Here is a 14596-nt window from a genome sequence, read left to right as displayed (position 1 = left end):
AACCATCACTTTTAAAGATAATTTTATTTAATTTTAAGCTGTAATCTAGACTTCATTAATTTTATGGCCTTATTTCAATCTACCGTTGTTCAGAAATACCTAAAAGCGCAAAATCAAAAAGAATTACAAGAAAAGTGGGAAGCTTTTCAAGCGCATTTTCATGATCCTAGTATTCAAGAGAATATTCGTAATGCTAAAGAAGAGCAATACCAAGAAGGTTTTTTGCGTGATTTATTTGTCAAAATTTTAGGTTACACGCTTAATCCAGATACCGATTTCAATTTAACGACTGAGCTTAAAAATGTAAAAAACAGCAAAAAAGCTGACGGCGGAATTTTAGTAAAAGAGAAAGTAGTTGGCGTCATTGAACTCAAAGGTACTAACACGACCGATTTAAGCAAAGTAGAAACCCAGGCTTTTGGTTACAAAAACAATCAAACCAATTGTACCTACGTCATCACGTCTAATTTCGAAAAATTGCGCTTTTATATTGACAATGCTATCGAACATCAAGCTTTCAATTTATTTGAGCTTAACCAAGAGCAATTCAATTTGCTGTATTTGTGCCTAGCTTACCAAAATATCAGTAAGGATACCCCTAAAAAAATTAAAACCGAATCCTTAAGCCAAGAAGATACTATAACTAAGCAACTTTATAAAGATTATAGCTTATTTAAACGAGAATTATTCAACAACTTGACGCAACTTAATCCTGATGTAGAGGCTTTGCTGCTTTTTAAAAAATCGCAAAAATTACTAGACCGATTCTTGTTTTTGTTTTTTGCAGAAGATCGGCATTTGTTGCCTCCCAATTCGGTGCGGCTCATTTTAAAGCAATGGGAGCAATTGCAAGAATTAGATGCGTACACGCCATTATATCAACGGTTCAAAAAATACTTTAGCTATTTAAACACAGGACACAAAGGCAAGCAATACGATGTTTACCCATACAATGGCGGTTTGTTTAAACCTGATGAAGTTTTAGATGAAGTAAAAATTGATGACGATTTACTTTATAAACACACGCTGAAACTTTCGGAATACGATTTTGATAGTGAAGTAGATGTGAACATACTCGGACACATTTTTGAAAATTCTTTAAATGAAATTGAAGAAATACAAGAAAAGCTGTCTACCATGGGTAATGCTACAAGTGGTCATGATAGCAAAGGTGTTACAAGAGGTGATGATAGTAAGGATATTACAAGGGGTCATGATAGTAAGGATATTACAAGGGGTGATGATGGTAAGCATGTTACAAGGGGTCATGACCCCTTGAGAAAAGAAAACAAAAAGGCTTATGAGCCCTTGGTAATAAGCAAGCGAAAAAAAGACGGCGTTTTTTACACGCCAAAATACATTACCAAATACATTGTAGAAAATACAGTAGGCAAGCTTTGCGAAGAACAAAAAGAAACACTCAACTTAGTTGAAGAGGATTACCAACTGAATAGACAAAAGAAAACCAAAGAGAAACTTTTACAAAAGCTGAAAGATTACCGAGATTGGCTATTGCAACTCACCATAGTAGATCCTGCTTGTGGTTCGGGTGCATTTCTCAATGAAGCTTTAAACTTTTTAATTGCCGAACACCAATATGTAGACGAATTAGAAACTAAACTCATGGGTGGTGGTTTTGTATTTCCGAATATAGAAAACAGCATTTTAGAAAACAATTTATTTGGCGTAGACATTAATAACGAATCGGTAGAAATTGCCAAGCTTTCATTATGGTTAAGAACCGCCCAACCCAACAGAAAGTTGAATGATTTAAGTAAAAACATAAAATGTGGTAACTCTTTAATAGACGATCCCGAAGTGGCTGGCGAAAAGGCTTTTAAGTGGGAAACCGAATTTCCGCAGGTATTTCAAGAAAAAAACAATAAAATTTACCATATCACCACAGCAATTCACGACAGCCGAACTTCACCTAGAATGAAACGTTACAAGGTAAGAGAACGTCGAGACGGCGGAACCAATCCCTACCCGAACGTGGTATATTTTACCCCAGAAGATGACTATATAGTCACCAAAAGCATTTATGAGATAGTAGAAGAAGACCAATTGAAGCTATTGGCCTATAATATTTGTGGCGATCATGTACATTTATTAATCGCCTGCGAGATAGAAGAGGTGCCAAGCATTATGCAGAAGCTAAAATCTATCACGTCGCTTAAAGTTAACAAAGCCAGAAAGTCTAAAAAGAATCATGCAGAAAATACAAGGGATCTTTCAGAAAATACAAGGGATCTTTCAGAAAATACAAGGGATCTTTCAGAAAATACAAGGGGTCTTTCAGAAAATACAAGGGGTCATGACCCCTTGCGTACAGAAAAAAATGACGCCTTGCGTAAAGAACAAAACAAACCCTTGTGGCAACAAAAATATTCACAGCCTAAGGAAGTGACTTCACATGAGCAGCTGAATAATACCATTAACTATATACAGCGCAACCGCAGTAAGCACGAACTACCCAAACATCCCAAAGCAACCCAAGCCTTGATTAACCAGATGTGTTGCACCATAGACGAAGCCTTTAAAACCGAATATAAAGGTGGTTTTGATGTAGTAATTGGGAATCCGCCTTATGTTAATGCTCGCACTATGATAAAAGCTGAAAGGGAATGGCTTAATAAAAATCATAAGCAACTTACAGGTGCGTGGGATTTATATGTGCCTTTTTTATTAAAATTTGCTAGCGTTACAAAAAATAAAATTTATGGCTGGATAATACCAAACAAATTACTTATAAGTGATTATGCAGAAAAATCACTAGAGTATTTAAAAAGAAACGGATTAAATAAAGCAATCAATATCTCTACTTTACCAATTTTTAAAAATGTTGGAGTTTATCCAATAATCATAATAGCAGATAATTCAAACGATTCGTTCAATGTTTACGAAATTAGAAAAATAGAAAATCTTGAGAGGATAAATGACTTCATAAAGGAAGATAATAAATTCAAAAGATTTAAAACTTTTGGTGATTATGATATTCAGATTAATTCAGGGACAACAGGCTTTGAAGCTAAAAAAATTCTTCCGTTAGTAAACGAAGATAATGAAGGTATTAATTTTGCTGTAAGTGGATCAATTGATCCATATTTAATTGATATATCTACTGTTCCATATATGAAAAATAGATTTAGCTATCCAAAAATTAAGCTTGATAAAGATATTTTAGCTGATTCTAAAATTGAATTTTGGAATACTCCTAAGGTTATTATTGCTGGAATGACAAAAAGGCTTGAGGCATTTTATACTGATAAACCTTTAGGCTTAGGTGTTGGAATTTATGGAATATATGGATTTGCAAATTTCAATCCAAAATTCTTATTAGCGATTTTAAACAGTAGGTTTATAACTTTTTATTTAATTAATGAATTTAAAGACAAGCATTTAGCAGGTGGCTATTTAGCTATAAATAAATCAACAATTGAACAATTACCCTTAGTAAGAGCATCACATAATGAACAATTAATTTTTGAAACAAAAGCCGACCAAATGTTGGCTTTAAACAAAGAATTACAAGAAGTCTCCTCAAAATTCAAACGCAATCTACAACGCCAATTTCCCCAAGAGTTAGGAAAACTCCCTAAAAAGCTACAAGATTGGTATGAGTTGAGTTTTGCCGATTTCATCAAAGAACTTAAAAAGAAAAAAATTAAACTCAGCTTAGGTCAAGAAGCCGAGTGGGAAGATTATTTTTTGGCCGAGCAAGCCAAAGCCAAAAACCTTAAAAACCAAATCGACCAAACCGACAAAGAAATCGACCAAATGGTGTATGAGTTGTATGGCTTAACAGATGAAGAAATAAAAATCGTAGAAGGAGCAACTTAATTACAAAATTTAAATGATGATTCACAAGTACCGCTTGATAAAAACAAAAATGAGACGAGATAAATAAAAATTGTAGAAGAATCCTAATAAAGACAGGTATATTTCAAAATAGTACATTTCAAAAACTTTAAGAGTCATGCCTTAACTTCAAGGAATTATTCCTCAACTTCAAGGGATCGTTCTTCAACTTCAAGGGGTCATGACCCCTTGGTATTAAATGAAGTTTAAATCGACCAAATGTTTTATGAGTTGTATAGCTTAACAGATGAAGAAATTAAAATTGTAGGGGGAATCTTGTTAAAGATAGAGGCTTTTCAGGATAAAATATAAATCAAAAATCTTTAAGGGTCATGTCTTAACTTCAAGGGGTCATGACCCCTTGGTTTTTATCACTTTTAAGCATCAATTTATAGCCGGTTTTTATATAGTAGACTTTGGTTATGACCTTTTGGTTTTTATTTTATCGCTTTTAAGCATTAATTTATAGCTAGTTTTTTAAAGTAGACTTGGTCATGCTTTTTGGATTATCACTTCAATTAAGGTTATAAGCAAGTCTTGTTTTGGCTAGTTGTTGTTGCGTTTTAAGATGCTCACTATTCGGTTAATAGTAATTTCAGATAAATTCCATTCATAGCCTTCAAAATCGGTAGTGTTTATAAATTGAACCACGACAGTATCAAGGTCTTCGTGATATTCGGCTAAACTTTGGTAGCCCACCACCAAACCGCCATGCTCGTACTCATAAGGATAAAGTTCTTGTTCACTTTCATTAAAAACAGAGCCATCATTTAAAGCACGTATAAAAATACCAACATCTTCAGCAGTGGCTAACATACCATTATCACGGGATTTAAAATCATCTTCATAACCAACGTAATAACCACTCATGACATGGTCTAAGTTAACTTCGTTAATAGAAAAAAAAGTGTTTTGCAGCTGAAGAGGTTCTAAAATATGAGTTTTGATGTATTCGTGGTGGTTATAGCCTAAAACTTGATCCATAATCTTGCGCAGCAACAAATAATTAGTGTTAGAGTAGTGGTATGCTTGGTCAGGTTTAAATCGGGCAGGTAAATCTAGGGCAAAATCTAAGGCGTGTTTACTATTAGCTTCTTCATCGACCCAAAATTTTGGATTGTCTGTGTAGTTTGGGATGCCAGACCGATGTTGTATCATCATTTTTAAACTAATATCATCGGCATATTCTATACGGTTTTTAAGTTCGGGAAGAAAATCAGTGAGTACTTGATTAAAATCTAAGCGTTTTTCATTCACTAATTTAGTCATGGTCACGGCCGTATATAGTTTGCTAATACTAGCAATTTTAAACAAGGATTCTGGCTTGGCTGGGATTTTTTTTGAGCGGTCATTCCATCCACCAGTGTAAAATTGAGGTGGTTGGCCAGCTTGGTCGATGTATACAATCATACCATCAAAACCATGCCCGATAGCCTCATCAACTTGTTCCTGTACCGTATCTGGTAAGGGTAGCAGCCACGCTTTGACTAAAATCCAGGGCACAAAAAATAAAGAAATTACAGTACCAACAAGTAGAATGCCTCTAACAATCCATTTGGCTTTTTTGTTTTTAATCATGATGACTTCAGGTTAAATAAAAGTAGTTTTTAGAGAAGACAAAGTTATTAAGTTAAAATTGATTTAGTTGTAAGTTGGATTAGGGTTTTGAGGCTTGCAGCTAAGAAGTTAAAGCTTATCGTTTAAATTTAGTTCAAAATAAGGTACAAATCAGGGATAAAAAAGAGGTTTAAAACAAAAAAGCCTTGAAAATCAACAGACTAACAAGGCTTTAAGTACTCGGAGCGGGACTTGAACCCGCACGACCGCAATGGTCATTGGATTTTAAGTCCAACGTGTCTACCAATTCCACCATCCGAGCGAATAACTTATTGAGCGAAAGACGGTCCCGAAGCATCGGGAGAACCCACTTTAGCGGGCGCGACTAAGGTCGCTTCTTTTAACTCATAATTTTACTTAGATAAACTAAATAAAATTTTTATCTATGAGCGAAAGACGGGATTTGAACCCGCGACCCTCACCTTGGCAAGGTGATGCTCTACCCCTGAGCTACTTTCGCAGTATTTATAAGAACTTATTGCGGGTGCAAATTTAAGCCTTTATTTCATTTTTCAAAGCATTATGATGAAAAAATATGACTAATTTTCAACTTAAATTCTATCTATTTGATTAAAAATAACTTAGCCTTTATGAAAGTTTCAAAAATAATAAAGTAAATATATAAATCGTCTTTATAATGTTTGCAGAAAGCTAATCAAGCGAAACATTTGAGGCTTAAATACATAAATTTTGCATCAGTAATCAGAAGCGTTTAGGTTGCTTACAATTTATTTTCCCAAATGTTCTCAAGTTCTTCTAAAGATTTACCTTTAGTTTCAGGAATAAACTTAACTATAAATATAATTAAGAATATCATAAATCCAATAAAGATAAAATAGGGCAGAGAGCCATTCCAGAAAGTATTTTCGTTAAGTTCACTTTCCATGACAACAGGAAAACTTTGCGAAACAATATAATTAGAACCCCATTGTGCAGCCACCGCCACAGACATGGCCACACTACGAATGCGATTAGGAAACATTTCTGATAAAACTACCCAAACCACTGGTCCCATAGACATTGCAAATGAAGCAATAAATAGCAATACACCAATTAATGAGACCAAGCCAACAGCATTATATTTTAAACTCAAGCCCAGTAATAAAAAGCCGATAATCATCCCGACACAACCAATAATTACTAAAGGTTTGCGGCCAAACCGATCTACAGAAAACATGGCAACAAAAGTAAATACGAGATTAACACCAGCTAATAAGATTTGTTGAGCCAAAACATCATCTTTACCAAAACCAAGTGCTTTTTCAAAAATATCAGCACCGTAATATAACACTGCATTAATTCCAGTGAACTGCTGCATCATAGAAAAAACCGTACCGATTATAATGATACCAAGTATGGTTTTTGAAAAATAATTTACCTGTTTGTTTTGATTTTGATTTTTTTCAATAGACTTTTTGATTTCCCGTTGCTCATCTATAGCAAGTACTTCACCATGAATTTTTTTCAATGTTTTAAAGGCTTCTATATCTCGACCTTTTAAATACAGCCATCGAGGACTTTTAGGAACAAAGAACAAGGTTAGTAAAAATAATGCACAAGGTATTAACTCTGACCAAAACATTTGTCGCCAGCCGAACTGTATATTTTGAGTTTCGGTTAAATCTTTTCCGATAAAATATGTCACGAGAAAGACCACAAAAAAACCTATAACAATGGCTAGTTGATAAAAGCTTACTAAAGTACCACGTTGTTTTGAAGGTGCAATTTCGGCAATATATACCGGGGCAGACATAGAAGCTAAACCAATACCAACACCACCAATAATTCTAAAAAGAACTAATAGACTTACACTTTCAGGAAGTAATGATGGCATACCAGAACCCCAAGCAGAAATTGTAAATAATACAGCAGAAAGAATTAAGGTGTTTTTTCTGCCAAATTGAGCGTTTAAAAAACCTGAAGAAAGGGCACCAACTAAGCAACCTAATAAAGCACTCGCCACAACCCAACCTTTCATTCCAGGATCTAACTCAAAATATTTACTTAAAAAAAATTGAGCGCCGTTAATCACGCCTGTGTCATATCCAAAAAGTAAACCGCCAAGTGCTGAAACACTAGTAATTAATATTAAAAAGGCCTTTTTATTCATTGTTTGTTATTTTGAAAAATCTTTGTTAGATAAACGTAGTTTGTTTATAAAAATCATGTAAGTTTTCAATAATACGAATTAAATCTTAAATCTTAATTTAGATAAGAAATAAGGATAAAAACTTAGCAGAGTATTTTATTAATTGAGAGTGCTTGAATATTTTTTATTTCAAACAAATTAAAAACTTCGCTAATTAGAAATTTTACGTTTAATTTCATTGAGCTTCATTAAAGCTTCAACTGGGGTTAAGGTGTTAATATCTAAGTCAACAATTTCAGTTCTGATGTCTTCTAATAAAGGATCATCCAGTTTAAAAAAGCTGAGTTGTTCTTCATCTTGAAAATTATTAAGCTGTTTTTCCATATCTTCAGACGTGCGTGATTCTTCTAACTTCTTTAAAACAGTATTAGCTTTTTGTAATACAAATTGGGGCATACCAGCCATTTTAGCCACATGTATTCCAAAACTGTGTGCACTGCCACCTTCAACTAGCTTCCGCAAAAACAAGACCTGGTCTTTTAATTCTTTTACCGAAACATTAAAGTTTTTAATGCGTTCAAAACGATCAGCCATGCTGTTTAATTCGTGGTAATGCGTTGCAAAAAGGGTTTTAGGTTTTGCAGGGTGTTTATGTAAAAATTCACTGATTGCCCAGGCGATTGAAATACCATCATAAGTGCTTGTTCCACGACCGATTTCATCTAAAATAATAAGGCTTCTATCTGATAAATTGTTGAGTATGCTTGCAGTTTCATTCATCTCAACCATGAATGTAGATTCGCCTTGAGAAATATTATCGCTGGCACCAACTCGCGTAAATAACTTATCAATAATACCTATTCTTGCTGCTTTTGCTGGTACAAAGCACCCAATTTGAGCGAGTAAAACAATTAATGCCGTTTGTCTTAAAATGGCTGATTTACCACTCATATTAGGTCCTGTAATCATAATAATTTGTTGTTGGTCATGATTTAGGCTAATAGAGTTGCTAATGTATTGTTCACCAGCGGGAAGTTGTTTTTCTATAACAGGATGTCGACCTTCAGTAATTTCTATATCAAAAGTTTCGTCGAGCACTGGTTTAGTATAATGCTCTGTTTTGGCTAATTGCGCAAAGCCACATAAGCAGTCTAGTTGGCCAATAATTCTTGCGTTTTCTTGAACCACTTTTATATAGTTTTGAATCCACTCAACAAGTTGATTGAAAAGCTCTAATTCTAAAAATTGAATTTTTTCTTCGGCACCTAAAATTTTTGCTTCATAGTTTTTAAGTTCTTCGGTAATGTAACGCTCACTATTTACTAAGGTTTGTTTCCGTGTCCATGTTTCAGGAACTTTATCTTTATGCGTGTTTCTAACTTCAATATAATAGCCAAACACATTATTACTAGCAATTTTCAAGCTTGAAATTCCTGTTTCTTCAGTTTCCCGCTTCAGCATTTCATCGAGGTAAGATTTTCCTGAATTGGCCAAATGGCGCAATTCGTCTAATTCATCAGAATATCCTTTTGCAATAGCATTACCTTTTGAAATATTGACGGGTGCATCTTCATGAATGGCTTTTGAAATTGTTTCGCGAAGTTCATGACAAGGGTTTAAGGTATCACCAATAGTTTTTAGTTCTTTCTGCGCATGTTGCCTCAATAAGTTTTTAATTTCGGCAACAGCATTTAATGAAGTTTGTAATTGCAAAGTTTCACGCGGTGTAATTTTATTAGTTGAAACTTTTGAAATTAAGCGCTCCAAGTCATTAATTTGTTGAAGCTGATTTACAATTTTTTCATGGATATTAGGATCAAGTAAAAGGGTTTGAACAATGTCATGGCGCTGCTCTATAGCTGTTTTTGTTTTAAGAGGTAGCGCTAACCAGCGTTTAAGCATCCGGCTGCCCATAGCTGAAATTGTATGGTCTATGACATTAACTAAACCAATGGCATTACTTGCGTTTCCTTGATATAATTCTAAATTTTTAATGGTGAAGTGATCCATCCAAACATATTCATCTTGTACAAGGCGTTTAATAGAACTAATATGTTTTTTATGCTGGTTTCTAGTTTCATTCAGGTAATGAAGCACAGCAGAAGCTGCAATGATACCGTTTGTAAAATCGCTTATTCCAAAGCCTTTTAAACTTTTAGTTTGAAAATGCTCATTAAGGCTTTCATGCGCATAATCGAAGTTAAACACCCAATCATCTAAAAAGAAAAAGTTTAAGTTAGAATCGAATAAATTAAAACGTTCAGATTTGAATTGTTTTGGAATTAAAACTTCACTAGGTTCAAAATTCTGCAAGAGTTTGTCTATATAATTTTTTTGGCCTTCAGCTGTAAAAAAGTCACCAGTTGAAGCATCTAGAAAAGCAACACCGTAATCGGTTTTGTTCCAGTAAATCGCTGCTAAAAAGTTATTAGACTTACTTTGTAAAACTTCATCGTTATAAGAAACACCAGGTGTGACTAATTCTGTAACGCCACGCTTCACTATTTTTTTAGTTTGACTCGGATTTTCGAGTTGATCGCAAATTGCTACACGCTCACCAGCGCGGACTAATTTAGGCAAGTAGGTATTTAATGAGTGGTGTGGAAATCCAGCTAATTCTGTTCGCTCACTACCATTATTACGATTGGTTAAAACAATATTTAAAATACGAGCTGTTTTAACAGCATCATCTCCAAAAGTTTCGTAAAAATCACCAACTCTAAACAATAATAAGGCGTCAGGATATTTTTCCTTTATAGCATTATATTGCTTCATTAAAGGTGTTATTTTTGCTGTTTTAGTTTTAGCCTTGCTCAATTTGAAGTATTTTTTGCTAAAATAAGATATCTCAAATAAATTAAAATAAATTGCTATGGCTTTTAAAAATTGAATGATGAGAAAATTAAAAAACAGTGAACTAAACCGTTTAAGCACAAGCGCTTATAAATCGGCTAAAAAAACGCCTATAACTATCGTACTTGATAATATTAGAAGTTTAAATAACATTGGTTCGGTATTTAGAACAGCTGATGCCTTTTTAGTTGAAGAGATTATACTTTGTGGCATTACAGCGCAACCACCACATAAAGATATTACTAAAACAGCATTGGGAGCAACTGAGTCTGTAAACTGGCGCTATTTTAATGAAACTTTAGAAGCCTTAGAATATTTAAAACACCACCGTAAAATTGCCATTGAACAAACTGAAAATGCTACAATGCTTAATAACTTTCAACCAAAAATTGAAGAACCTATTGCTTTAATTTTTGGAAATGAAGTGAAAGGTGTTAGCCAAAAAGTGATTGATGTTTGCGATACGGTAATTGAAATCCCTCAATATGGAACCAAGCACTCTTTAAATATTTCGGTAAGCGTTGGTGTTTGTTTATGGGATGTATTTCAAAAAATTAAAGCGCGTAGTTAATTTGTTTTCCTTTGGCTTTAATTTTAAGGTCTTTTTGATGCCCAATTGCTAAGCCTATAGACAAACCAATCGGTAAACCAATACCTATAAAAGCTGTATTATTTACCAAAAAACTAAATACAATACCTGCAGGTATCCCAACAGCTGTCATTCCTACAGCCATATATAAACTCATAAAATGATTTTTAGGATAAATCCCTTCATTTTTTTGAAGATATGTGAGGAGTTGTTGTTTTGATTGTTTAATTTTTCGACTTGAGGTTTTAAGTTGAAAATTGAGTGCTTCTATTGTTGTTATCTGATTTGCAATAAAATGAATTGTATCTGGTTCAAGTGGTTTATCTTTTAGTTCTTTTAAAAGTTTATTATAGTGGCGTAGTGAGCGCTCAACTTTTAACTTAATTTGGTCAGCTGGTGGAATACTTATTAGAGGAATTGCCATATTATTGGTCTATAAATCGTTTATAATGATCGTATCTTGCCATAATTTCTTTAACGTAGTTGTAAGGTTCACGACCACGAACATAACCATATTTAATACCTTTTTTGTTGTAATATTTTGGCGAACTTAATTTAAGCATACTTTCCTCAACATTATTATCCCACATTTTAGGGTTTTGATTTTCTATTTCAGCTAAACGTTGAGCATCTTTAACGTGATATAAACCAGAATTGTAAGAAGCTAAAGCAAATTTAATACGTTGTAGACTATCAGGAACATCTTCAAATTCTTCGAGTAGTTGTGCAAGATATTTTGTGCCACCTTGAATATTATCTTTAGGATTAAAGGGTTGTTTTACACCTAATTCACGACCAGTAGCGGGCATTAACTGCATTAAACCTTGTGCACCAACCCAAGACTCTTCATTAGGTTTAAATCGTGATTCTTGATACATTAAAGAAGTTAAAAGTCGCCAATCAATTCCAAGTTTTTGAGCTTGGGTTTTAATCAAATCGTCGTACGGGCTTATTTTCCCTTCATTTAAGCTATAAAAATCACTTACAACACGCCTTTTATATAAACGTTTATTTTTGTAATATTTATTATAAATTACATGATAATCAACTGTTTTTTTTATGTTGGTTATCCAATTATTTATTTCTGCTAATAATTCAGGGTTGTTAGGCCGAGTTGCCCAAGCTATACGTTGTGCAAAGCTAACTTTAGTGCTTATGTCTAAAATAGGGTAATAAGAGGCATTAATAAAAGCAATGTTTTGGTCTGCTATGGTGTAATCAATTTTTTTATCAACTAGCATTTTAATAATACTATCGGTAGATGTTTCGCCAGGAATAGGGTCTATGAAAATTTGTCCACCGAGTTCATCAGATAAATTTTTAATGCGTTTTGCATAAGATGAATTTAGTTTTACTGACACTGAGTCACCAAGTAATTCAATAGGGTCTTTAACTAAATACTCATTAATTTCATGAATTTTCATTTGCCTCCAATAATCGGGCTTTCGCTGTATTAATACCTGATGAGATGTATACAAAGGCTTTGTAAAAGACACTTTCTTTTTGCGGTCTTCTGTAATGGTATAACCATAAGCTATTAAATCACCTTTTCCTTCATTAAGCATGTCAATTAAACTGTCTTCATCTTTCGCAATAACCATTTCGAGTTCAAGTTCAAGATGTTTTGCTAATCGTTCTAACAGCTCATACTCAAAACCCATAGGTTTTCCTTTATATAAAAAATAGGTTGTACCACTATAAGTTGTTATGGCTTTCAGTTTACCATCTTTTTTAATCTCTTCAAGGCTTTTTTTAACTATGGTTTTTTGTTTAGTCTGCTTATTATTTGAGCTTTTAGTTGAGTTCTGACAACTGATCAAACTAACACAAAAAATTATAATAAGAATAAATCTCATAAAATGAATTTGAACCAATATATGAATTTTAAATAAATCAGTTCTTAAGAATTAACATTTTAAGACGAATTTATTTAATCTTCTAGTAATTTTATTGACAATACACGAGCTATAGAGTCGCAATTTTGAATTTTAAGTTCTAAATTTTGCGTTTCAGTTGAAGTTTCTAGCGCATAAATTTTGCAGGAGTCAAGTTTGGTTTGGCTAGCACTAAAGTTTACATCAGCCTTTTGAAGTAATGTTTTAAAATTTGCGGTATCAATTTTTAAGGTATTAAATTCAGTTAAAGCCGATGTGGTATACTTTGTTTTTTTTAAACCTATATTTTTTTTTACTCGAGCATCTAGCCCATAGGCGCAAGAGGCTTTTTTACCGTTTAAAAAAAACATTAAAATAATAAGACCAACAATAAATCCGCCTAAATAGTAGCCCAAACGGTGAACAAATTTCATTTACAAAGGTTTAAATGTGCATTAATTTTAAAACTATAATCTGCAAAAGCTTCAATTAAAAGATTAATAAATTAGGGTCTTTATAATCTAAATCAAACCAATTGGCAACAGATTTATTAGTTAAAATACCATGATACAAATATAAGCCATTTCTCAAGCCTTTTTCATATCGAATTGTATTTTCTAGGCCGCCTTCTTCAGCAATATGAAGCAAATAAGGTGTAAAAATATTACTAAGCGTTAAAGATGATGTTCGTGCGTAGCGTGATGGTATATTTGGCACGCCATAATGTAAAACATCATGTTCAATAATTGTGGGTCTAGAATGGCTTGTTACCTCAGAAGTTTCAATACAACCACCCATATCAATGCTCACATCAATCATTACAGCGCCAGTTTTCATTTGTTTTACCATAGCTTCAGTTACCAAAATAGGCGAGCGGTTTTTGCCACGAACAGCACCAATGACAACATCAGCACGCTTTAAAGCTTTAACTAGTGTTTTAGGTTGTATGGTTGATGTATACAAATTATGGCCTACAAAACTCTTAAGGTCACGTAATCGCGTTAATGAACTGTCAAATACTTTTACGTTAGCACCTAAGCCAACAGCTGATTTGGTGGCGTACTCACCGACCGTGCCAGCGCCAATTACGACAATTTCTATTGGCGGAACACCGCTTACATTACCTAACATTAAGCCGTTTCCATCAGAAACATTAGATAGTAATTCAGCGGCGATTAGCACTGAAGATGTACCTGCAATTTCACTCAAGGCCTTTACAATCGGATAATTACCAAACTCATCTTTAATAAATTCAAAAGCTAAGGCAGTTACCCGTTTTTCAGCTAATTTTTGAAAATAAGATTTTTGGCGTGTTTTAAGTTGTAAAGCTGAAATTAAAATAGATTGTGGATGAATCAAATCAACTTCATCATGCGTTAAAGGTGCCACTTTTAAAATAATAGGGCAGGAGAAAATCTTATTCCGATCATTTGTAACTTCGCCACCAGCTTCTGTGTAATCTCGGTCACTAAAGTTTGCGTGTTCACCCGCTTTTTTTTCAATAAGTACGCGGTGACCATTTGCTGTTAAGGCGTTAACGGCATCTGGAGTTAAACAAACGCGCTTTTCTTGGTAGCTAGTTTCTTTAGGTAAACCAATAAATAACTGTCCTTTAGCCTTTGTGATTTCGAGCATTTCTTCTTGTGGAAGTAATTCAGAAACTGAAAACGGTGATGTTGGTTGATTCATAATTTCAAATATAATTGAAATTCACTA

The 14596-nt window shown here is 33.7% G+C and carries 9 protein-coding genes and 2 tRNA genes; 2 read left to right on the top strand and 9 right to left on the bottom strand.

From position 1 onward, the window contains the following. Positions 1-63 precede the first annotated feature (63 nt). The gene (locus IMZ30_RS12025; protein ID WP_242529666.1) at positions 64-3840 is read left to right on the top strand and encodes an Eco57I restriction-modification methylase domain-containing protein; all 3777 of its coding nucleotides are present in this window, start codon (positions 64-66) and stop codon (positions 3838-3840) included. Positions 3841-4404: 564 nt separating this feature from the next. Here IMZ30_RS12025 and IMZ30_RS11785 read toward each other — a convergent pair. From IMZ30_RS11785 to mutS, 5 genes are all read right to left on the bottom strand, one after another. Continuing rightward, positions 4405-5436 carry a serine hydrolase domain-containing protein gene (locus IMZ30_RS11785; protein ID WP_207038491.1) on the bottom strand — a complete coding sequence of 344 codons (1032 nt, stop codon included), beginning with the start codon at positions 5434-5436 and terminating at the stop codon, positions 4405-4407. Between the two features lie 216 nt (positions 5437-5652). Beyond that, a tRNA-Leu gene (locus tag IMZ30_RS11780) sits at positions 5653-5737 on the bottom strand. 126 nt (positions 5738-5863) lie between these two features. Continuing rightward, a tRNA-Gly gene (locus IMZ30_RS11775) sits at positions 5864-5935 on the bottom strand. A gap of 261 nt (positions 5936-6196) precedes the next feature. Next, positions 6197-7585, bottom strand: a complete 1389-nt coding sequence (locus IMZ30_RS11770) for a sugar porter family MFS transporter (protein ID WP_207038490.1) — start codon at positions 7583-7585, stop codon at positions 6197-6199. Between the two features lie 189 nt (positions 7586-7774). Further along, positions 7775-10339, bottom strand: a complete 2565-nt coding sequence (mutS, locus tag IMZ30_RS11765) for a DNA mismatch repair protein MutS (protein WP_207038489.1) — start codon at positions 10337-10339, stop codon at positions 7775-7777. Between the two features lie 118 nt (positions 10340-10457). On the opposite strand from mutS, the gene IMZ30_RS11760 reads away from it, so the two are divergent. Further along, positions 10458-10988, top strand: a complete 531-nt coding sequence (locus IMZ30_RS11760) for an RNA methyltransferase (RefSeq protein WP_207038488.1) — start codon at positions 10458-10460, stop codon at positions 10986-10988. Here the strand turns inward: IMZ30_RS11760 and IMZ30_RS11755 are convergent. From IMZ30_RS11755 to IMZ30_RS11740, 4 genes are all read right to left on the bottom strand, one after another. Continuing rightward, positions 10972-11430, bottom strand: a complete 459-nt coding sequence (locus IMZ30_RS11755) for a hypothetical protein (RefSeq protein ID WP_207038487.1) — start codon at positions 11428-11430, stop codon at positions 10972-10974. The genes IMZ30_RS11760 and IMZ30_RS11755 overlap by 17 nt on opposite strands. A gap of 1 nt (position 11431) precedes the next feature. Further along, the gene (locus tag IMZ30_RS11750) at positions 11432-12862 is read right to left on the bottom strand and encodes a transglycosylase SLT domain-containing protein (RefSeq protein ID WP_207038486.1); all 1431 of its coding nucleotides are present in this window, start codon (positions 12860-12862) and stop codon (positions 11432-11434) included. A 74-nt stretch (positions 12863-12936) separates the two neighbouring features. Beyond that, on the bottom strand, positions 12937-13314 hold the full coding sequence (locus tag IMZ30_RS11745) for a hypothetical protein (RefSeq protein WP_207038485.1): 378 nt from the start codon (positions 13312-13314) through the stop codon (positions 12937-12939). Positions 13315-13369: 55 nt separating this feature from the next. Beyond that, a complete protein-coding gene (locus tag IMZ30_RS11740) occupies positions 13370-14569 on the bottom strand; it encodes an alanine dehydrogenase (protein ID WP_207038484.1) in 1200 nt (399 codons plus the stop codon). Between the last annotated feature and the right edge of the window lie 27 nt (positions 14570-14596).

This window comes from Psychroflexus sp. ALD_RP9 (genome assembly GCF_017311165.1).
Lineage (GTDB): Bacteria > Bacteroidota > Bacteroidia > Flavobacteriales > Flavobacteriaceae > Psychroflexus.
Note: the sequence above shows the minus strand (reverse complement) of the source record. Positions and strands in the feature narration are given on the sequence as shown.

What these genes read in the sequence shown, in the direction of transcription:
- IMZ30_RS11745 (WP_207038485.1), bottom strand. Translation starts at nt 13,314, where the DNA reads ATGAAATTTGTTCACCGTTTGGGCTACTATTTAGGCGGATTTATTGTT.
- IMZ30_RS11785 (WP_207038491.1), bottom strand. Translation starts at nt 5,436, where the DNA reads ATGATTAAAAACAAAAAAGCCAAATGGATTGTTAGAGGCATTCTACTT.
- IMZ30_RS12025 (WP_242529666.1), top strand. Translation starts at nt 64, where the DNA reads ATGGCCTTATTTCAATCTACCGTTGTTCAGAAATACCTAAAAGCGCAA.
- IMZ30_RS11740 (WP_207038484.1), bottom strand. Translation starts at nt 14,569, where the DNA reads ATGAATCAACCAACATCACCGTTTTCAGTTTCTGAATTACTTCCACAA.
- mutS (WP_207038489.1), bottom strand. Translation starts at nt 10,339, where the DNA reads ATGAAGCAATATAATGCTATAAAGGAAAAATATCCTGACGCCTTATTA.
- IMZ30_RS11750 (WP_207038486.1), bottom strand. Translation starts at nt 12,862, where the DNA reads ATGAGATTTATTCTTATTATAATTTTTTGTGTTAGTTTGATCAGTTGT.
- IMZ30_RS11760 (WP_207038488.1), top strand. Translation starts at nt 10,458, where the DNA reads ATGAGAAAATTAAAAAACAGTGAACTAAACCGTTTAAGCACAAGCGCT.
- IMZ30_RS11770 (WP_207038490.1), bottom strand. Translation starts at nt 7,585, where the DNA reads ATGAATAAAAAGGCCTTTTTAATATTAATTACTAGTGTTTCAGCACTT.
- IMZ30_RS11755 (WP_207038487.1), bottom strand. Translation starts at nt 11,430, where the DNA reads ATGGCAATTCCTCTAATAAGTATTCCACCAGCTGACCAAATTAAGTTA.